17 protein-coding genes are annotated in these 21,230 nt (G+C 49.8%); 12 read left to right on the top strand and 5 right to left on the bottom strand.

The genetic code is table 11. From position 1 onward, the window contains the following. Positions 1 to 50: 50 nt before the first annotated feature. Both M0L20_RS20915 and M0L20_RS20920 read right to left on the bottom strand, forming a co-directional pair. Positions 51 to 2,717: a TonB-dependent receptor gene (locus M0L20_RS20915; RefSeq protein WP_232558541.1), complete on the bottom strand. Its 2,667-nt coding sequence runs from the start codon at positions 2,715 to 2,717 to the stop codon at positions 51 to 53. Positions 2,718 to 2,862: 145 nt separating this feature from the next. After that, positions 2,863 to 3,606 (bottom strand): SOS response-associated peptidase, encoded by a 744-nt coding sequence (locus M0L20_RS20920; protein WP_248478883.1) that lies wholly within the window; start codon positions 3,604 to 3,606, stop codon positions 2,863 to 2,865. Positions 3,607 to 3,843: 237 nt separating this feature from the next. Here M0L20_RS20920 and M0L20_RS20925 point away from each other — a divergent pair, with 237 nt between their 5' ends. From M0L20_RS20925 to M0L20_RS20950, 6 genes are all read left to right on the top strand, one after another. Beyond that, a complete protein-coding gene (locus M0L20_RS20925) occupies positions 3,844 to 4,479 on the top strand; it encodes a pyridoxamine 5'-phosphate oxidase family protein (protein WP_232558543.1) in 636 nt (211 codons plus the stop codon). Positions 4,480 to 4,525: 46 nt separating this feature from the next. After that, positions 4,526 to 5,026, top strand: a complete 501-nt coding sequence (locus M0L20_RS20930; RefSeq protein WP_232558544.1) for a DUF4385 domain-containing protein — start codon at positions 4,526 to 4,528, stop codon at positions 5,024 to 5,026. 98 nt (positions 5,027 to 5,124) lie between these two features. Continuing rightward, positions 5,125 to 6,006 (top strand): bifunctional 5,10-methylenetetrahydrofolate dehydrogenase/5,10-methenyltetrahydrofolate cyclohydrolase, encoded by an 882-nt coding sequence (locus tag M0L20_RS20935; RefSeq protein ID WP_248478884.1) that lies wholly within the window; start codon positions 5,125 to 5,127, stop codon positions 6,004 to 6,006. A 154-nt stretch (positions 6,007 to 6,160) separates the two neighbouring features. Beyond that, complete coding sequence (locus M0L20_RS20940; RefSeq protein ID WP_248478885.1) at positions 6,161 to 9,112, top strand: glycosyltransferase family 117 protein; 2,952 nt, start codon at positions 6,161 to 6,163, stop codon at positions 9,110 to 9,112. A 179-nt stretch (positions 9,113 to 9,291) separates the two neighbouring features. Continuing rightward, positions 9,292 to 9,807, top strand: coding sequence for a DinB family protein (locus M0L20_RS20945; protein ID WP_248478886.1), 516 nt, complete (start codon positions 9,292 to 9,294; stop codon positions 9,805 to 9,807). 109 nt (positions 9,808 to 9,916) lie between these two features. Further along, complete coding sequence (locus tag M0L20_RS20950) at positions 9,917 to 10,102, top strand: hypothetical protein (RefSeq protein ID WP_232558548.1); 186 nt, start codon at positions 9,917 to 9,919, stop codon at positions 10,100 to 10,102. Positions 10,103 to 10,161: 59 nt separating this feature from the next. Here the strand turns inward: M0L20_RS20950 and M0L20_RS20955 are convergent, their stop codons facing one another. The 3 genes from M0L20_RS20955 to tilS all read right to left on the bottom strand — a co-directional run bounded on the left by M0L20_RS20955 (position 10,162) and on the right by tilS (position 14,917). Continuing rightward, positions 10,162 to 10,890, bottom strand: coding sequence for an SDR family NAD(P)-dependent oxidoreductase (locus M0L20_RS20955; protein ID WP_248478887.1), 729 nt, complete (start codon positions 10,888 to 10,890; stop codon positions 10,162 to 10,164). Between the two features lie 130 nt (positions 10,891 to 11,020). Further along, on the bottom strand, positions 11,021 to 13,309 hold the full coding sequence (locus M0L20_RS20960; RefSeq protein ID WP_248478888.1) for a carboxypeptidase regulatory-like domain-containing protein: 2,289 nt from the start codon (positions 13,307 to 13,309) through the stop codon (positions 11,021 to 11,023). 231 nt (positions 13,310 to 13,540) lie between these two features. After that, positions 13,541 to 14,917: a tRNA lysidine(34) synthetase TilS gene (gene tilS, locus M0L20_RS20965; protein WP_248478889.1), complete on the bottom strand. Its 1,377-nt coding sequence runs from the start codon at positions 14,915 to 14,917 to the stop codon at positions 13,541 to 13,543. Positions 14,918 to 14,949: 32 nt separating this feature from the next. Between tilS and M0L20_RS20970 the strand changes: the two genes are divergently transcribed. The 6 genes from M0L20_RS20970 to porD all read left to right on the top strand — a co-directional run bounded on the left by M0L20_RS20970 (position 14,950) and on the right by porD (position 21,119). After that, positions 14,950 to 16,731, top strand: coding sequence for an OstA-like protein (locus M0L20_RS20970; protein ID WP_232558552.1), 1,782 nt, complete (start codon positions 14,950 to 14,952; stop codon positions 16,729 to 16,731). Positions 16,732 to 16,826: 95 nt separating this feature from the next. Further along, positions 16,827 to 17,486, top strand: a complete 660-nt coding sequence (locus M0L20_RS20975; protein ID WP_248478890.1) for a T9SS type A sorting domain-containing protein — start codon at positions 16,827 to 16,829, stop codon at positions 17,484 to 17,486. Between the two features lie 126 nt (positions 17,487 to 17,612). Next, positions 17,613 to 18,506 (top strand): outer membrane protein assembly factor BamD, encoded by an 894-nt coding sequence (locus M0L20_RS20980; protein WP_232558554.1) that lies wholly within the window; start codon positions 17,613 to 17,615, stop codon positions 18,504 to 18,506. A gap of 60 nt (positions 18,507 to 18,566) precedes the next feature. Continuing rightward, positions 18,567 to 18,872 carry a DNA-directed RNA polymerase subunit omega gene (locus M0L20_RS20985; RefSeq protein WP_232558555.1) on the top strand — a complete coding sequence of 102 codons (306 nt, stop codon included), beginning with the start codon at positions 18,567 to 18,569 and terminating at the stop codon, positions 18,870 to 18,872. Positions 18,873 to 18,957: 85 nt separating this feature from the next. After that, complete coding sequence (coaBC, locus tag M0L20_RS20990; RefSeq protein ID WP_248478892.1) at positions 18,958 to 20,208, top strand: bifunctional phosphopantothenoylcysteine decarboxylase/phosphopantothenate--cysteine ligase CoaBC; 1,251 nt, start codon at positions 18,958 to 18,960, stop codon at positions 20,206 to 20,208. Continuing rightward, a complete protein-coding gene (gene porD, locus M0L20_RS20995) occupies positions 20,205 to 21,119 on the top strand; it encodes a type IX secretion system protein PorD (RefSeq protein ID WP_248478894.1) in 915 nt (304 codons plus the stop codon). The genes coaBC and porD overlap by 4 nt, the downstream gene beginning before the upstream one ends. The last annotated feature ends 111 nt before the right edge of the window (positions 21,120 to 21,230 follow it).

Raw genomic sequence — 21,230 nt, forward strand, 5'->3', positions numbered from 1 at the left:
GTTTTCAGCGGGCTGGCGTAACACGTCAGCCCGCTGTTCATATTCTACACTTAGCGCGGACGACCACCGCCCCGATTGCCTCCCTGAGCCGGTTGCTGCTGTGGCTGGTTGCCGCCATCGCCACCTTCTCCGGCTTTAATATCGTCGTTGTCCACCGAACGACCACGCCGACGCTGTGGCTGATCGAAGCTTAGTTTGCCAAACTTATAGTTGAAGTTGACCCGGATACCCGCGTTGTACAGGCTGGTAATGCTGTTCTGGGCGAAAATTGGCGATGACGATTCCGAACGGATGGTAAACGGATTATTCAGGAAGTTTTCACCCGCAATACCGATGCTACCCCGCTTGTCTTTCAGATCTTTTTTCACGCCAAGGCTGTAGAACGCAAACCCACCCTGGTAGCCCTGCAACTGAACTTGCCTTCCTCGTGCGAAGCCAAAACCCTGAATCCCCCACCCGTTTTTAAGCGTCAGGTTTGTAAAGAGTCGTCCGGTGATAACCCAACCCGAATTGGTCGCGTTGTAAATGCTCATTGCGCTGTTGTTGGTCAGGTAAGCGTAGTACAAGTCAAAACCACCGCCAATCTGCCATTTTGAGAACAGCGTCGCGTTACCAAATATGTTAGCCCCGTAAGCGGATTCTTTACCGATGTTCAGGTACGTCGTCCGGATGACCTGCGCCAGAGCCGGGTTATTCACCTGGCCTACGCTTGACCGTACGGTATCCCGAACGCTGGTGATCGAGTTGTTGGTTTGCCGGGCAAACAACGACATGTTTACGTAAACACTTTTGATGTAAGCGCTGCTGCTCAGCTCAAGGTTGTCCGTCAACTCGGGCGACAACAGCGGATTTCCCTGCGTAATGTTTGTTGGGTTGGCCGCATTTATGTTTGGGTTCAGGAATTGAATCCCTGGCCGTTGTAAACGACGGTTGTACGCCAGTTTGACGGTTTTGCCGCCTTTCAACGCTTTTGAAATATTAACGCTCGGCACCAAATTGCTGTAGTTAGGAATGCCCAGATCCTGTCCGGCAGCACCACCCTGCTCACCAGGCTGCGTTTGGCTGTAGTTGGCGTTGATCGTAGTATGTTCGAAACGAGTTCCCGCTTTGATGGTGTATTTATTCTTGGTTGTCAGGGTGTACGACACGTAACCCGCTCCGATTGTCTGGTCGTAGTTGAGCGTATTGCCCGACCGTGATGGGTCCGCCAAAAGCTCAGCGGTACCGACGCCCAGGTTATACGTAAACGAGCTCTCGACCTGCCGGAAAATCCCTTTACCCCCAAATTCAATCAGTTGATTTTTCCCAATCGGTGTCTGGTAATCCCCCTGAATGGTCGTTTCCTGGTTGTAGCTGTTATTCAGGTTCTGCTGGCGGGATACTATCGTGGCAAAATCCGAAGAACTTAAGATGTCTGCCGTAAAGTCGTTGTTCCGGTTGTTGCGACTGTACTGCGCCGATACGCTCAACTCCTGCTGAGGCTTTGCGTAGGTGCGGGTATAATCGATGTTCGCATCTACCGTACCGGACAAATCTTTCGTCAATACATTGCGATTGTTCAGGCGCGGAAAATAATCGTTCGGCGACGTCGTACGGGTCAGGAAGTTGTCTTGATTCTGATAGTTGTTCCGAGCACCATAACGCAGGCTCGCCGTAATCGCACTGTTCTTCGTGATATCGTAGTCCCAACCGAGTGTATACTGACCAAAAATACCGTTGTTGCGTGTATCAGCGGTTTGTTCGGTCGTGGTAGTTCCGTTACTGCCAAATGTCCGCTGCGTATTCTGGAACTTGCCAATCACGTTGTAGTTGGCCCGGCCAAAGCCGCTTAAGCTAAAGCCCATTTTTCCCGTTCGCAGGTTACCGTTCAACCCCAGGTTAGTACCCCGGTTTCCAACGCCACTATCTAGGTTTAAGGTAAACCCTTGTAACGTTGTTTTCTTGGTGATAATGTTAATAATTCCCGCTGACCCTTCCGCATCGTACTTCGCCGAGGGGCTGGTAATCACCTCTACCGTTTTGATCATGTCCGCCGGAATCTGCTTCAACGCGTCCGCTACGCTACTGGCGACAATGGTAGAGGGTTTGTTGTTAATCAACACCCGAACGTTGCTACTACCCCGCAGGCTAACGTTACCGTCTAAATCTACCGACAGCAGCGGTACTTTACGCATGACGTCAGTAGCATCACCCCCTTTTGCCGTTATATCTTTGTCCGCGTTATAGACAAGCCGGTCCACTTTTTCTTCCACCAAAGAAGCCTGCCCAACTACTTCAACCTCTTTGAGCGTCCGCACATCGGCAGCCAGTTTCACCGCGCCTAAATCGACATCACCTTTACGATTGAGTTTAACGCTCGACAGCGTTTTATTCCGGTAACCAACGAACGAGATCAGAATCTGAAATTCTCCCTCCGGCAGTTTGGTAAGCGTAAACTTTCCTTTTTCGTCGGCAACGGTTCCGTCAATCGTTTTTTTCGTTTTCGTTTCAATCAGAGCAATGCTGGCAAATTCAACGGGTTTATTGGTCGTCGAATCAACAACGGTACCCGTTAATTTGGCACTACCCCGGGGTGTATCATCACTAGCCGTACCGGGAATAGCGGTAGCAGGCCGCTGCCCTCCCCCACCCGGCAAGGTCGGGAACTGCGCCCGAACCGCGTTGGATGCGGTAAACAGAGCAGTACCTACTACTAAAACACGTAAAACCTTTTTCATAGTCAGGTTAATCAAAAATAAAGGTGATCTATCCGGAGAATGTCCCGGAAAAAGACAATTTAACTCACAAAAAAACGAACAGGTAACGACTTATTGCTTATTACTACATAAACGGACCGCTGTTGGGACAGACGGAGCCCATTACTTAAGTAAAAAGTGCAGGTTCGTTTTTAAGCTCGGCGTATTCCGCACGTTGCATCACTTCGGGGACATCACTTGGTTCCGTCCGCGACGTGATTCGCTTACTGATGCTATAACTGTGCATCTGGCTGGCCGGATACGGTTTAGCCAGTAATGCCAGTACCTCTTTTTCGGTCAAGTTTTCGTGCAGCCAGGCGTGTTCCTCATCGGGTGTCAGCACGCAGGGCATCCGTTTTTTCGAATTATGGATAGCCGCCAGCAATGGATTAGCCTCTGTGGTGAGCAACGTGTAGGTCGGGTATAGTTCGCCGGTTTCGGGATCAGGCCATTCGTCCCACAAGCCCGCAATGGATGCAATCTTCTGATCCTTCGTCGTGATGTAGAACGGGATTTTTTTGCTTCCAAGCGTATGCCATTCGTAAAAACCGGTAACCGGAATCAAACACCGCTTACCACTCTGCGCTGCCCCCCGGAACGACGGTTTTTCGTAGATACTTTCCGACCGGGCGTTGATGGTCTTTGTACGGATCTCCGTAGCATCGGTACTCGATTTGGTCCAGCGCGGAATCAGTCCCCAATGAATCATTTGAAAACGGGCCGGCTCCTGCTTGGTTATGATGGGCCAGGCAGGAAACTGATAGGCATTGGCATGATAAACCGGCTGAAAGTGGGTACCGCTGGGCAAGGCTGCTTCGTAGCGTGCTTCGAGTTCGGCGGCTTTGATAGCCAGTGATTTATGAAAACACATTAGACGATTTGATAGTCAGTGAAATGTTAGTCTCTATGGTAACCTAACCACCAAAACCCTGCTTCGGTTATACAACTCAGTAGTATTTACCCAAAGGAAAGAGTTTCGTTTTTGAGCCGTTCGCTGATCCGTCTTATCCCGGCTTTTGGACAAAGCCGGGTCATGGCTTTAGGCTTGTTTTTCGCAAACAAAAAAATTAACAAGCCGTTAATCAACCGACTCTATTATAACTCCTTTATGCCTGCTTCTGAACAACCGAGTAACACTGAACCTGTTCAAACGACCTCGCCTTCGTTGGCGGAGCTTGAGCACACCAGTTGGCAACAATTGGCTTCGGCTCCTGAAAGCGAAAAAGATCCGTTCAAAACAATGGTTGTCGCAACCTGCGCCGATGCCGGAGCCGATGCCCGAATGGTTGTACTCCGGCAGGTTGACGCTAACCGAAAATACGTTTGGTTTCATACCGACGCTCGTGCCGAAAAGGTTATACAACTCGAAGCCTTTCCAACGGCTACGCTACTTTTCTGGGACGAAAACCGGCAGATTCAGCTTCGGTTAATCGTCGAAACCCGATTGCATACGGACGATTATGTTGCCGATGACCAGTGGGCTGCGCTCTGGGTTGGCGGTCGAAAGACGTATCTTTCAGAGCGTAAACCGGGCAGCGAACAACCCGCCCCTTACCCTGGCTTTCCGGAGTCCCTGGGCGAAGAACTACCCACCGAGGCACAAAGCGAAGAAGGCCGAGACAATTTTGCCGTAATCGAATGCCGGGTCTTATCCATGGAGTACCTGCACCTCAGCCGGAAAGGGCAGACCCGCGCCCAGTTTCGGTACGAGCCAGAATCCAAAATGGTGTGGCTGGCTCCTTGATTGCTTTTAGCTTGCCGTTTCGCTCTCCTAAACGAAAACGAACTACATGCCAACCAACGACCGGGCTTTCAATTACGACCTTGATTATCGGCACCTGAACCTACGCGAACAGCCCGAACTGTACCGGGTTGGCAAAGGCGAAATGGGTGTTTTGCTGGTTCAGCCGTATAAATCGGAAATCCTGCCTTACTGGCGCTTCAAGACACCTGACATCGCCCGCGAATCGTCGGAAAAGATTTTTCAGCTGTTTCAGGACTACAAACAGAAAGGCGACTTTATTGGCATGGACATGGCCCGTAAATTTCTGCAAATGGGCTACACCCGTTCTCGTCGGTATGCTAACCACCGCACGGGTCAAAAATACGACGGCCCCGTACCGGATGATCAGAAAGGGCGTTCGGGTGCGCACGGGCGAGACCAACTTCCCCGCGACGAAGATCCAGTCAAAGCGGAATCAGCCCGAATCTTTTATGCCAAATACCTGGAAGCGAGGGAAGATCCTGACTATAAACGGCTGAAAAAAGCCTGGCAGGAACAGTACGGCTAATCTTTGTGTAGCTTTGTGGCTTCTTTACGAGCGCTGGTTGGTCGTAGTAACGGACAAACGCGTTCCTAAGAGAAAGCACGAAGATCACCAAGATATCTATGCAACTCCTTGACGGTAAAGTCCTTTCGGCACAAATCAAACAGGAAATCGCGGCTGAGGTCGCGCAGATTCGCGAACAGGGCGGTAAAATCCCCCACCTCGTCGCCATTCTGGTAGGCAACAAAGGCGCATCGGAAACCTACGTAGCGTCTAAAATGAAAAACTGCGAAGAAGTGGGAATGCATTCAACCCTGATTCGCTTCGATACATCCGTTACGGAAGAGGAACTGCTGGCGAAAGTCCAGGAGGTTAACAACAACCCGGATATGGATGGTCTGATTGTGCAGCTTCCTCTCCCCGACCACATCTCTGCCGACCGTGTTATGGAAACCATTGATCCCGCAAAGGACGTGGACGGTTTTCACCCGATCAACATTGGCCGTATGGCAAAAGGGTTACCCGCTTACGTTTCGGCGACTCCACAGGGCGTGCTGGAAATGATCAAGCGTTGTGATATTCAAACAGCGGGCAAACACTGCGTGGTGGTAGGACGTAGCCAGATTGTTGGTTTACCCATGTCGATTCTGATGCAGCGCAACACGTATCCCGGCAACTGCACCGTAACCATCACCCATAGCCGCACGCAGAACCTGGACGAAATCTGTCGATCTGCGGATATTCTGGTGGCGGCACTTGGCCGACCAGAATTTGTTACGGCAGACATGGTCAAAGAAGGCGCGGTTGTTATCGACGTGGGTCTGGAACGTGTACCCGATGCCAGCAAGAAAAGCGGCTTCTCGCTCAAAGGCGATGTCAAGTTCGATGAAGTAGCGCCCAAGACAAGCTTCATAACGCCCGTTCCCGGTGGCGTCGGACTGATGACAATCTGTTCACTCATGCAGAACACGCTGAAAGCCGCGCGTAAGGAAATTTATTCGTAGTTGCGATACCCAACAAGGACAGCTTCTTTAGCAAAGTTGTACCGCATAGGTCCGCTTAACAAACTTTAACAGCCCGCTCTAACCCGGTCGGGCTGCTTTTTTACGTATTTTTGGCAACTACTTACACAAAAGCAGTCAGTTAATCTTTACCTATATGCAGTCATTCAAACGCCTGAACACCCTCACAGGCTGGTTCGTTTTTGCGGTCGCGCTGTTTACCTACGCGAGCACCGTTGAACGGACGGCCAGCTTCTGGGACTGTGGCGAGTTCATTGCGTGTTCGTTTAAACTCCAGGTACCACACCCTCCTGGCGCTCCTTTCTTTTTATTGCTGGGCCGGATTTTCTCTATGCTCTCGTTCGGTGATTTAACCAGCGTGGCTTACTGGATCAATATGGCTTCGGTACTAGCCAGTGCATTCACGATCGCATTCCTGTTCTGGACGATCACGATGCTGGCCCAAAAGCTACTGGATAAACCGGAAAGCGAGTATAACACCACCGATACGTTGCTGGTGATTGGCACGAGTGCCGTTGGCGCTCTGGCTTATACCTTCTCGGATACCTTCTGGTTTTCAGCCGTTGAAGCAGAGGTTTACGGGATGTCGTCTTTCTTTACGGCTATTGTCGTGTGGGCGGCTTTCAAATGGGAGCGCATCGAGGACGAAGCAGCTGCTAACCGCTGGTTGATTTTTATTGCTTACCTGACAGGTTTGTCGATTGGTGTTCACTTATTGAACCTGGTAACGCTACCCGCGCTCGCCCTGATCTATTACTTTAAAAAGTATCCGAAGCCAACGTTCTGGGGTGGTGCAACAGCCTTTGGCGTCGGCCTTGTTATTCTGGCAATTATCAACTCTGGTATCATTCCGGGTTTGCCTGGAATGGCCTTTGCGGTTGAGCGTCTGTTTGTCAACTCGTTCGGCCTTCCGTTCAACTCCGGCATGTTTTTCTTTATTGTCGTTTTTCTGGGAGCCGTAACGTATGGTATCATCTGGTCGGTACGGCAGAAACGGGCGGTCCTCAATACCTCCCTGTTAGCGCTTGCCTTCGTACTAATCGGGTATGCATCCTACATGCAGGTACTGGTCCGGGCTGATTTCAACCCGCCCATCAACGAGAACGACCCCAGCGACGCACTGAACTTCCTGTCGTACCTGCGTCGGGAGCAGTACGGAAGCCGCTCACTGCTTTACGGACCTGTCTTTACAGCTCGTCCAATTGATCAGAAACAGGGCGCTCCGATGTGGAAAAAAGAAGGCAACAAATACGTTATCTTCGATCACCAGCCTGAGTACGTTTACGCTCCCGGTGACGAAATGCTTTTCCCTCGGGTATACAGCAGCCAGCAAAATCACCCGCAGTTGTATCGCCAGATGCTTGGCTTGGCCGAAGGGCAAAAGCCTACGATGGGTGACAATCTCAAGTTTATGTTCGACTACCAGTTGGGTCATATGTGGTGGCGCTACCTGATGTGGAACTTCGCGGGTCGGGAAAGCGACGAAGAAGGCGCGGGTTACCTGCTGCCCTGGTCGTCGGATCAGAATGCACCCGATCTGCTAAAAACAAACAAAGCCCGCGACAACTTCTACATGCTGCCGTTTATGCTTGGCTTGTTTGGCATCGCGTTCCAGTATTTCCGCCGTCGTCGTGACTTCCTGATTGTCGGTCTTCTGTTCGTCTTTACGGGTATTGCCCTGCAAGTTTTCCTGAACTCGCCCCCATCAGAACCCCGCGAACGCGATTACATCTACGTAGGATCGTTCTATTTCTTTGCAATCTGGCTTGGCCTGGGCGTCATGGCGATTGCTGAAGGCATACGAACCTATCTCAAATCGGACATGACCCGCAACGGTCTGGTCGTTGGTTTGTCACTGCTCGTGCCAGTGATGATGGGCGCGAAAAGCTGGGATAACCACAACCGGAATCACCGCTATCAGTCGGTTGACTTCGCCAAGAATCTGCTAAATTCCTGCGCTCCTAATGCTGTTCTATTCACGGGTGGCGACAATGATACCTTCCCACTTTGGTACGTTCAGGAGGTAGAAGGATTCCGTCGCGACGTTCGGGTGTGTAACCTAAGCCTGCTGGGCACCGAGTGGTACATTCAGCAGATGAAGCGGAAAACGTACGAATCGGACGCACTGCCGATTTCGCTGGAGTTGGACAATTTCAACAAGGGTAAAAACGACATCGTACCCTTTTACGAAGTTCCCGGTGTGAAAAATGGCATTGACCTGAAGCAGTACATCAACCTGATCAAGACCAGCAGTCCTGCTATTCAGGTTCCGCTAACGAGTGGCGACATGACGAGCGTTCTGCCTTCGTCGGTGCTGTTCCTGCCCATCGATCAGGCGGCTGTTGATCAGGCAAAATTCGTTCCTGCCATGCTACGGCCACTGGTAAAAGATACGTTACAGTGGACCATCGGTAAAAAGGATCTGTACAAGCCGGATCTGATTATGCTCGATATGATCGCAACCAACAACTGGAAGCGTCCTCTTTATTTTTCGAGCACACTGGCGAGCGATAATTACCTGAACCTGAAAAATTACATGCAGCTGGAAGGGTATGCTTACCGACTAATGCCGGTTGCAGTACCAGGTGCTACGGATGGTTATGTTAATTCCGACATCATGTATAACAACATGCTGCACAAAACCTTCTGGCGTGAGTTCAACAACCCGGACGTATACTACGATGAAACCTATAAAGGACCACCGGTTATTTCAGCCCGGATCGCGTTCTTCCGACTGGCCGATCAGCTATTGCGTGAGGGTAAGAAAGACAAAGCGCATGAAGTGCTGAATTATTCGCTGAAAGTTATTCCGGATAAGAGCATTCCTTACGACCAGATTTCGTCAAACTACGTTCGGTTCATGTTCTCGGTTGGCGATAACAAAAAGGCGCTCGAAATTGCTGACACGATGGCGAAACGCGCTGACCAGAATCTGACGTACGCCAAAACCGGCAACCGATTTGGTAATCCTGACGCTGATTTGTACATCCTGCAAACGATTGTTGAAGCGTGTAAGGAATCAAACCAAACGGCCGCCGCCAATAAATACGAAGCGATTTTCCAAAAGCATATCAATTCTTTCGGTTGATCGATAAGCCCAAGAGAGGACAAAGAAGCCCCGACTACGCAATGTGGTCGAGGCTTTTTTTATTTTTTCTGATCCGTAACGCTTCAAGGAACCGGCAAACAATTCTCTTTATTCATTAGGCTTGTGGGCACTCATTGTGCTTCGAACAGGTTTAGCAAACAGCTTTATTACGAAAAAATATGACTCCCGCTCTTGAAACCCGTGAAGTCTGGCTGCGTGGTCCGCTACCCGATATGCCTTCGCTTCTACAGCCCGTCGCCCACGCCCTGTTGCAAGCCAGAGAAGAAGTTACCGCGCTACTGGCCGACTTCCCGGAAGCGCAGCTTTGGGAACGGCCCGCTGCTGTCGCTTCAGTTGGATTTCATTTACAACACCTCACCGGTGTACTAGACCGGTTGTTCACCTACGCCCGTGGCGAAGCCCTGTCAGCGCCCCAACTGGACGCGCTTGCGCAGGAAGGCAAACCAACGGAACCGCCGTTGACTGTTTCGGAATTAGTCCTCCGCTTTCACAAGCAGATTGATAGTGCCCTTGCGCAGTTACGCAGCACAGACGAGCGTACCCTGACAGAAACTCGGGGTGTTGGACGAGCGCAGATTCCGTCGACGGTGTTAGGCTTATTCGTTCATGCAGCCGAACACACGATGCGGCATGTGGGTCAACTATCGGTAACGGCACGCGTGTTGTCCGCTTGATAATCTTTATGTCCTGCTTGGTTGACTTTTCATAGACAACCCTCGACCTTTCCGTCCGAAACGCCTGCTACGTTAGCGGGCGCGACCACTAAACACCAGTCACATACGTATGAAAACGTCCTTATTGATCACCTGCATTCTGTTTTCTGTCGGAGGAAACGCCGTTCTGGCCAACCATCCTTCGCAGGATAAACCAGTCAGCAAAACGGTGACTACGTCGAAGCAGACGACGGCTCCGAAAAAGACAATGGTAACCAAGACGGTGCATAAGAAGCACGTCAAGAAGTCGGAGTAGAGTCGTGTACGCCCAGAGCGAAATAATGATTCCTGTTACTTCGCTCTGGAAACATATCCCTAAAGAATACTCAATCGTCCCCCGTCTGCAACGAGCGTCGTTCCGTTGATAAAGCGAGCTTCATCAGAAGCCAGGTAACAAATCGCCGAAGCGATGTCCTCAGGCTTGCCGATCACACCTTCTATTTTCTCCTTACCGCTTTTTACATTCGGATTATCCCACAGCATGGGTGTGTCAATGGCTCCGGGCGCAACACAGTTGATCCGTACTTTAGCAATGTCGTATTCGAGCGAAACACCCCGTGTAAACGCTTCCATAGCGCCCTTGCTGGCAGCGTACGGAATTACGTTTGCCGTTGTCTGATGGGCGTGAACGGAACTGACGTTGACAATTGCTCCGCCGTTCATGTGAGGAATGCAGCGTTTACAGAACACAAACACGGCTCTCAGGTTGACGGCCAACACGTTATCCCAATCTTCAATCGACAGGTCTACAATGGGCGTGTAGGTCATCATAGCGGCATCATTGACCAGCACGTCGACCTTTCCCCAGGCCGCCAGCACCTGATCAACGGCGGCTTCGATCCGCTTTGCATCAGCTAGATCGACTTCCGCAAACAGCGCGTCGCCACCACTACGCTTAATTGTTTCGACAACCTCCTGACCTTCTGTTTCGTCCCGGCCTACAACCAATACCTTGCCGCCTTCCCGGCCCATTTGTTCAGCCGTAGCCCGACCGATACCCGACGTTGCGCCGGTAACAATGCATACTTTATCCTTAAATCGCATGAAATAGCTTTTTCCAGCTTAACTGCTTGCCGAATGGAACTGTTTATGGAGCGTATAGCCCAACCGATAGCAAAAAAGCGCAGGTCAAATGACCCACGCTAACCTTTCAAGCACTTAAGAAACGTTTCTGTTATTGAACAGCCAGAATTTTGAACTCTGTCCGGCGATTTTGCTGGTGATCATCCTCGGAACAGTTGACACCGTCAATGCAACCGTTAACAATTTCGCTTTCGCCGTAACCGCGAGCCACCAACCGTTTAGCGTTGACCCCGCGCGATACAAGATAATCCAGTGCGGCCCGAGCCCGGTTCTCAGAAAGTCGAATGTTGTAGGTATCCGTAGCGCGCGAATCGGTGTGAGAACGTAGTTCAATCTGCATCTGCGGGTATTCCTTTAAAATTTCCAGAACGTGATCGAGTTCTTTCGCTGCATCAGCCCGAATAAAGAACTTGTTTAGATCGTAATAAATGTTTTTCAGCTGAAACACGTCGCCCACACCGTATAACCCCAACGAGTCGGTAACAATCTTATCCTTTTTCTTGACCTTGTTGTACTGGGTTCGCTTAGTCGCGTAACGGTCTTTTTGAGCGGTTAGCGTGTACGGCGCACCGGGCTTCATGTTGAATTCATAGCCACCATCGGGTCCCGTCATAACGGTTTGTTCCGATTTATCTTTTTCGTTACGAAGGGTTACTTTAACCCCGGCGGCTGGCTGTTGGTTGACCTCTGTTTTCACAACACCCCGTACCAGCGTACTTTCGGTTCGTTCGAGGTAGATTGATACGCTTAAAACGGGCTTCGCCGATTGGGTAAGGGTCGAAAACCGGACGCTATTTAGTGCATAGCCTTCTTTTACGGCCCGGAACTCGTAGTCGGTATTTGCTTCCACGCAGATTTCCGCTCGGCCATCGACGTTAGTTATCCGCAAATCCTGGTTCGATCCGTTACGTAGGATACGTACATCGGCGCTTTCGATGGGCGAACCCGTTTTCGAATCAAACACCAGAATATTGAGTTGCTTGCAGGCCCGACGAAAGGCATAGATATCATCGTCGCTGACGCCTTTCTTCCGGTTACTGCTGAAGTAGCCCGTCGTTCTGTATTTGTCCGTGATAAATCCAAAGTCGTCTTTCTCGGAGTTAACCGGCGCACCCACGTTCTGAACGCCTTTGTAGGCAATACCATCTCTCAACTCAGCGAAGAAAACATCAAGACCACCCAGCCCTTCGTGGCCATCCGACGAAAAGTACAGATTCCCATTAGCGTCCACAAACGGAAACATCTCGTTTCCTTCCGTATTAATTTCTTTACCCAGGTTTACGGGCGTGCCCCACTGGCCATTGTTATACTCGACTACATACAAATCGGTACCACCATATCCGCCGGGCATATCGGACACAAAATATAGCTTCGAATCGTCAGGCGCAAAGGCAGGGTGTCCAACAGAATATTCATTACTATTGAACGGTACCTCTTTGATGTCAACCCACTTACCACCGCTGTTTACGGAAGAATACAATTTCAGTTTCTTGATACCATCCGAGCTTTTTCCGGCTTTGCCTTTACTAGTATTGTTCCGGGTAAAAACAATCGTATTCTGATCGCGGGTGAAGGTCATAGGCCCTTCGTGATATTTCGTGTTCAGCGTGCGGCTGAAAATCTCGGCTTTGGTCAAAGGCTGATTGGGATCAGCGGCTTCGTTTGTAGCCATTTCTTTCGCTTCAGCTCCTCCTCCCAGGACGGCTGCGCTGGTACTACGTGTCTTTACGTCGGCGTTTGGTACGTGCAGTTGGTTGGTATCTGAATGGAAATACATGTCCAGAAATGGGGTCTGGTTCCAGCTAAAGACCCGCTTTACCACCCCCGATTCGTCACGAGCCGACACAAATACAAGGCCGCCTTTGTAATACATCGGACTAAAATCAGCCTGACGGGAGTTGATGGGCAAGCTCGAAAGACGATACGACGACGAATCCTGATAGAACCGGCTCATATCCATGTAAGAAACCGTGTACCGGCGTCCGCGCAAATCCTGACCTTGTTTTTCGCCGTACTGACTGTACATTTTCTGCGATTCGCGGTATTTCCCGTTCTGGGCCAGTGCCTGCGCGTAGTACAGATAAATCTCGCTGTCCAGATCGGTATAGCCCTTCACCAATTCAGCGTAAATCCGTTCCGCATTTCGAGTATCTTGAAGCTTCCGGTAGCTATAGCCCAGTTTAGTCAGTGCTTCCTGGCTTTCGGCTGCATCTTTCTTTTTATCAGCTCGCAGAAATTCTTCATACGCTCGTACGGCACTGAGGTAACTAAGGTTATCAAACTGTTTGTTAGCCGCTCGCAGGCGCGCACTTTGCGCCTGAACGGTAAGGCTACCAAACGATATTCCAACGATGAGCAAAACCCGTATAATTCGGTTCATGGGAGTCAATCCGTTTATTTACTATGAACTCATGGCAGATCTATCAAAAAAAATGCCAGACTCAAAACCAAAAGAAGTAATCGCAAATCGCTTAGCCAAGCGATTTACTCAAACGATAAAAGTACAATTTATTAGATCGTAACCTGCGATTGAGGTCACTCATTTGTGATAACGAAGTCGTGTTTCAACCAGCAAACGGCGCAATTAATCTTTTATAGTCTGTTTATAAGCCTATTTAAGATCCGCTGCCAAGCTAATTTTTACGATATCACGGGTTTCACTCGTTATTCGGTATCGATGGTCGATCCGTCGGCCAATGACCCAGACAATCTGGTCACCAGACAGCAATACAGCCGTTGATTCGCGTTCAGATCGGGTTAGTTTCAAGTCGTTCAACAGATCACTCACCAGCTTATGTCCATTCAACCCCAACGGACGGAAGCGGTCGCCCTGCTGCCAGGGCCGGATGGTTAGTGGTAAGGTTAAATACCTGGCGTCCAGGCAAGCTATCGCAGCGGTGGCAGGTACCTTAAAGCCATCCGTCTTTTGGAAGATCGCTATTGTTAAGGCAAATTGACCCGCTACATCCACTGGCGTATCAGGCCAATCCCTCAACGTGATGGTATACGGTAAAACCGCTATACGCTTCTCCAGCAGCAGGCCGGGCGTTCCATCGGCCAGCCGGTCGTGCATGATCCGGTGCGTAGTAGAAACAAATACCTGCCCGACCGACTGATTCAATGCGTCGATCATAGCATCCACCTGAGCGATCGCAAAGCCAAACGGTTTTAGCCATTCGGCCAGCCGAAAAGCCAACTCATTTTGATTCTTAAGTTTTACCGTAGGCAAAAAGAGCTGCTCCCCCACCGGTTCGACAAGCGCATTCCAGGAACGGTTCAATTCCGACTGCACAAGCGTTTCGGCGGCACGAAGCCGCTCAACCGTTCGGGGAAGCGTCTGCCACAAACCAGCATTCAGTTCAGTGAGTACGGGCACCACGTGATGCCTGATTCGATTACGCGCGTATTTATCGTTGGCGTTTGAACTATCCTCCCGATACGTCACCGCTTTTTCCGTCGCGTAATCGGCCAGTTGATCGCGCGTGGCAAAGAGCAGCGGTCGAATGATAATCTCGCGTTCCGAACGCTGTTGTTTTGCTGCTATACCATGTAGTCCGGCCAGCCCCGTACCACGTGTCAAGTTCAGCAGTAGCGTTTCCAGCATGTCATTCTTGTGGTGAGCCGTAGCGATACAGTCGTAATCATGCTGTCTTGCTAACTCCCGAAACCAATCGTAGCGCAGATTGCGGGCCGCCATTTGAATAGAAACACCACGTTCTTCGGCTATGGCTGCTGTATCAAAACGAATTTGGTGAAACGGAACCCCATATTGCTCTGCCTTGTTCTGGACAAAATGAGCATCAGCGTCCGATTCGGCTCCGCGCAGGCCAAAGTTGACATGAGCGATGGCAAATAATCGCTTTGTCTGGTGAAACAATTCGGTCATCACCATCGAATCCAGTCCACCGCTTACGGCCAGCAGCACGCGGTCAGTCGGATCAAACAGCTGATTGTCGTTAATAAATCCTAAAAATTCTCGCTCTACCATCCGGTTCCGGCGCCAAGCCGTAGTTTTGCCCCATGTTTCGTCTGTTTGTCCGCTTTCTTGTCGTTTTCGTTCTATTCAGTTCACTGATCGTGTCCAATCATGCTCTGGCACAGGTAGGCGGAGCGCCTGTGGCGGATAAGGTGGAGTTGTTGCATGCTGACAGTCTTGTTGGCGTCAATACGCCCGGTCAGGTTGTCCGCAAAATATACAACAACGTGCGCTTCCGGCAAAAAGGCGTGCTAATGTACTGCGACCTGGCGATACAAAACGCGACAACAAACATTATTGAAGCCTACGGAAATGTCCGGTTGGTGCAGGGCGATACCATTAGTGTACGGGGCGACACCATGTTTTACTACGGAAACACCCGGCAGGCCAACGTTCGCGGGCGCGTCATTATGCGCGACCGTAAGATGACACTGACGACCAGTCAGCTCGAATACGACATGCTATCGGGAATTGCGCACTACCCGACGCCCGGCCGCATTGTTGACAAAGAAAACGTACTGACCAGCCGCGAAGGGTACTACGATACGCGTAGCAAACTGTTTACGTTCCGACAAAACGTCCGGCTTGTCAATCCGAAAGGTACGCTCACCGCCGATTCACTGCTGTATAATTCACTGACCCGCATTGCCACCTTCCAGGGTCCGACCCGCATCGTCAACAAAGACGGGGTTCTCACTGCCGTTGAAGGCCAGTACAACACCACAACCGGTATTTCTAACTTCCAGCGCCGGGCCACCGTCGAAACACCTAAATACCGACTCACCGGCGACTCCTTGTATTACGATAACCTTTCCGAACTGGGAGTTGCTAAAGGCAATGTCATCATGGTTGCCAAGGACCGTAAAGCAATCATTACGGGCGACCACGTTCGTTACAATGGTAAAATTGGCATTTCGCGGGTAACGGGCCATCCGGTCGCGAAGAGTCTCGCGAACGAAACGACAAAGGACACTCTTTTTCTGCGCGCTGACACCTTGTTTTCCTTCGACGACAAAGTAACGAACACACGTCGTTTGCTGGCGCACAAAAACGTGTACATCTACAAATCGGATCTACAAAGCAAGTGCGACTCGTTGATTTACAATACCGCTGACTCAACGATTTATTTTTACAAAAAGCCGATTGTCTGGAGTCAGAACAGGTACCAGATGGAAGCGGATTCGATCTTAGCGCAGTTGAAAAACAACCGCATTAATACGATGTACCTACGCAGCAAATCGTTCGTGATTTCGCTTGACACGCTGATGAATTTCAACCAGGTGAAAGGCAGGACAATAACGGCTTATTTTACGACGAAAACGGCACCGGTCAAACCAGCGGCCAAGCCAATTTTAACAGCAAGTCGCTCAGTCACTGCAACGAATGCCCCCGTCCGCAGCGTAATGACTAAAGAAACCACGCCATCTGCTACAACGGCTACTCAGCAGGAACAGACCTCGCTGGAACGCGTTCTTGTTGATGGCAACGGCCAGAGCATTTATTACGCTGTTGACGACCAGAATAAAATGATTGGACTTAACCACGTCGAGTGCAGCCGGATGAACATTGAGTTCAATGAAAGCAAAGTTGGACGTATACGATTTTATGGCCGTCCGGACGCGCAGTTGATACCACCTAAGGAGATTACCGGCGACGATAAAGAACTGGATGGATTCAGCTGGCGGGAGGCCGAAAAGCCAACAAAAGGACAAGTTCTGTGGCTCGAAACACCACCGGAAGCTAAGCCCGGAAGTAAAAAACCATTAAAAATCAGGAGTTCAACTAAACCTTTGGCTAAGAAACTCGTTCCAAGGGGTAATAAATAAGTGTTTTAACAATTTTTTAGAGTGTCACCCGTTGACATTGTCTTTGTCAATGAATACGTTTGTGGTGAGTACTTGTGTCCCTGAAGTTGACTTTTATGAAACAAATTATACTTATTGGTTTTCTCACCGCCTTTCTGACAGGCACAACTCCGCTACGGGCACAGGTTGCCCCGCGCGATTCCGACGCCCGAAAGGGAAGTCGGCTGGAGTTGGGCCGGACAGCAGGAAGTCGGAAGCAAACCGCTCCAACACTGTCTAAGCAACGCTTTTCACTTGCTCCCCCCACAGCGACTACCGCAGTAAATCTTGACCGATCAGCGACCATTCGTAAAAACGCACCGATCAACGAATATTACCGGTCGCTGTTGGTAGGACGCCCAGCTACAAAATCGACGGCTCGTTCATCTGCATCCGACGCTACCCCTTCGCCTACTGAAGCTAAATCTAGCCCGGATATAGCGATACGGGATGACGAACAACTGTTTAGCAACGACCAAATCACGGTTTCGAACATCTATCCGAATCCAGCCAGTGAGTCAGCCGAAATTGATTATCAGATCAAGGGACACGTTGGCGAAGCAAAGCTGATTCTGCTGAATGTACTAGGATCACCCATTGAAGAATATGACATGTCACAGCACGAGCGGAAGGTCCGTGTGGCAACCCGCTCGTTGGCAAGTGGTTACTATTTCTATCAATTATCGTTTGAAGGAAAGAAGGTTGCGACCAAGAAACTGCTTGTCCGGCATCAATAACAACCGAAACAGGCTTGTTAAAAATTCATAAATAGGGTCCAAAAACCAGACACTACACTGCACTATGCGGGCTTCGTTGACGTTAAGTCGGTGTAGCCCGCATTTTTTTAGTATATTTGCAACCTTATGCAACAACGTCATATCAGTAGAAGTCTGCTGGGAGTTCTGATCGTGTTTTTTCTAGGGTCTTGCAGTCCGTTCTCCAAATTGCAGAAGAGCGGAAATGACGATCAAAAATATAAAGCAGCCGTTGAGTATTACAAAAAAGAAGACTGGTATCATGCTGGCCTGCTCTTCGAAGAACTGATTCCGGTATTGAAAGGTAGTACCGAATCAGAACTGGCGCAGTTCTACCATGCTTACACGCAGTTTCACCAGCAGCAATACTTGCTGAGTGCAACGCTCTTCAAGAAATTTTACGAAACATTTGCCCGCAGTGAGTACGCGCAGGAGGCTATGTACATGTATGCTTACTCGCTGTATAAAGATACTCCGCAGTACAATCTCGATCAGTCAAATACGCTGACTGCAACCTCGGCTCTTCAGGATTTCATTAACACCTACCCGGATAGCAAATACCGCGACGAATGCACGAAAATCATTCTTGAACTACGCGGTAAGCTGGAGCGGAAAGCGTACGAAAAAGCCAAGCTTTATTACAAAACCAGTGGTTTTAACATCGCATCGTATAAGTCGTCGGTTATTGCCATCAACAACTTTCAGAAGGAATTTCCGGATTCGGAATACAACGAAGAACTGGCCTTCATGAAAGTGGATGCTGAATATAGCCTTGCCAATAATAGCCTGGAAAGTAAGCAAAAGGAACGCTATCAGGACGCAATCAGTTACTATCAGGCATTCATTGACAAATATCCTAGCAGCAAGTACGTAAAACAGGCTGAACGGATGTATGAATCCAGTCAGAAGGAAATCGAACGGCTCGACAAACTGGAGCAGGAGCGCGAAAAATTAAAGAACCTGCACAACCGTCCAGCTAAAGTAACAGCAGCAAATCAATAGTTTATGATTTATGAATAGCAGCGGTAAACGCTGCTGTCCGTGAACCAAAACCAAAATAGTATGGCAACGAATCAATCGATCATTACCCGCGACAACGACAAAATCGCACTTCCTACGGGCAATCTATACGAATCAGTATCGATTATTTCAAAACGCGCCCGGCAGATCGCAACCAAAAACAAAGAAGAACTGAGCAATAAACTGTCTGAGTTCGTTTCAGCAGTAGACAATCTGGAAGAGGTATTTGAAAACCGCGAACAGATCGAAATCTCGAAATTCTACGAGCGGATGCCGAAACCAACATCGACCGCTACGGATGAATTTCTGGAAAGCAAGGTATACTGGCGCTATAACGACGAAGAGTAGTCTTTAGCCACTCCTTATGATATTCTCATAGCCGCACGGTACATTTGCCGTGCGGTTTTTTGATTTGTGATTTCAAGACTTTCTTGTGAACGGAAAACGTATTCTTCTGGGAGTAACGGGCAGTATATCTGCCTACAAATCAGCGTTACTCGTCCGCCTACTGGTCAAAGCTGGGGCCGATGTACAGGTTGTTATGACCCAGTCGGCGCATGAATTTATCACCCCGCTTACGTTAGCCACACTGTCAAAACGCCCGGCCTTATCCGCTTTTGTGAACGACGCAAGCGGGAGCTGGAACAATCACGTCGAACTTGGCCTGTGGGCGGATGCGCTTGTGATTGCGCCCGCATCGGCTCATACGCTCGCCCGCTGCGCCCACGGCTTCTGCGATGATCTGTTGTCAGCCGTTTATTTATCGGCAAAGTGTCCTGTATTTTTTGCCCCAGCCATGGATCTGGACATGTACCGCCACGCTACCACAGTCGAGAATCTTCAGCGACTCGAATCATACGGTAACCACATCATCCGGGCCGAACACGGAGAATTAGCCAGTGGCCTTGTCGGTGAAGGACGATTAGCCGAACCTGAAACCATTGTTCAACGGCTGGAATCGTTTTGGAAGCAGGAGGCCCAACAATTTAATTCTGACCATAGTAATTCGTCTTTTCCCATTGCTTCTGGCCCCCTGCTCAACAAACATGTTCTGATTACAGCGGGCCCAACGCAAGAAGCGATTGATCCGGTTCGTTATATCAGCAATCACTCGACGGGTAAAATGGGGTATGCAATTGCCCGCGCTTTTGCGCAGACAGGGGCACAGGTAACATTAGTTAGTGGTCCAACAGCCCTGCCACTTCCTCATCCATCCGTTCGGCGCATCGATGTACGGTCAGCTAAAGAAATGTTTGAAGCCTCACAGGCCGTATTTCCGGTCTCCGATGTGGTGGTTTTAAGCGCTGCTGTCGCCGATTATACCCCGGTCTACGTGGCTGAGCAAAAGATCAAAAAAAAAGAAAATCAGTTTTCGCTCGAACTGACCAAAACTACCGACATTGCGGCTACGCTCGGTAGTCAGAAACGGTCCGACCAATTCCTTATGGGCTTTGCGCTGGAAACGAACGACGAGCGCGAGAATGCCTTGAAAAAGCTGAAAAGCAAACACCTGGACTGGATTGTCCTGAATTCATTGCGCGATCAGGGTGCGGGCTTTGGACACGATACAAATAAAATTACGGTTATTGACAAAGACGAGCAAACCCACGAATTTGCGTTGAAAACGAAAGATGAAGTCGCGCAGGATCTGGTAAATCTGGTCGCAAAAAAGCTGTCGGTATGAAGCGAATACTAGTAATCATAAGCCTGCTTTGCGGTATGCTTCCAGCACAGGCGCAGGAGCTGAATTGTCAGGTTACCATCAACTCGGATCAGCTGTTTGCCCAGCAGAAAACGGATTTTTCCTACGTCAATCAGCTCAAGGGAATCGTTACCGAGTTTATGAATAACCGGCGATGGACCAACGACCAGTACACGGTTTCTGAACGAATCAATTGTTCGCTCAATATTAACCTCATCAAGTCATTGACCCAGGGGGTATTTGAAGCAACTGCGCAGATTGTTGTCACCCGACCGGTTTATGGTTCAAGCTACGAGACTACGACATTCAGCTACGTCGATCGGGCCTTTAACTTCGTTTATTTGCCCACCACACCGGTTTACTACCGAGAGAATCAATTTTCCGACGATCTTACCTCGTTACTAGCTTTTTACGCCAATGTAATCCTGGCGGTTGACTACGATACCTTCAGCAAGCGGGGTGGCAACCCGTTTATTCAGCGAGCCTTTACGATCATGAACCTGGCTCAGCAGGGCTCCCCCAACGGAGCCTGGCAAACGGGCGGTGATCGGCGCAATCGGTACTGGCTTGTCGAGAATCTGCAAAATCAGCAATTGCTTCCGTTTCGTGATGGATTATATACCTACCACCGCTTGGGATTGGACGTATTTGCCGCCAATCCAGTACAGGTGCGTAAGCAAACGCTCTCGCTGTTGACTACCATTCGCACCATCGGACTTCAACTGCCTAACTCGGTACTGATCAATTCGTTCTTCGACGCCAAGTCGCAGGAGCTGCTGAATATCTTGTACGAAGGAACACCAGCGGAACGTAAACAAGCGTTTGATTTGCTGTCGTATCTGGACCCTAGTAAAACTGAAGCCTACCGAAAATTGGTGGCTACCGGTCAATAGCCACCAATTTTTTAGCAGCCTTCCGGGAAGCAACGGTAGGGATGCAAATTGATGCCAGAAACCCCTGTCGGTTTTGAACCGCACTCAAACAGGCATTGTTGTTTAAGTAAG

Origin of the sequence: Spirosoma liriopis (assembly GCF_023196085.1) — a bacterium.
Lineage (GTDB): Bacteria > Bacteroidota > Bacteroidia > Cytophagales > Spirosomataceae > Spirosoma > Spirosoma oryzicola.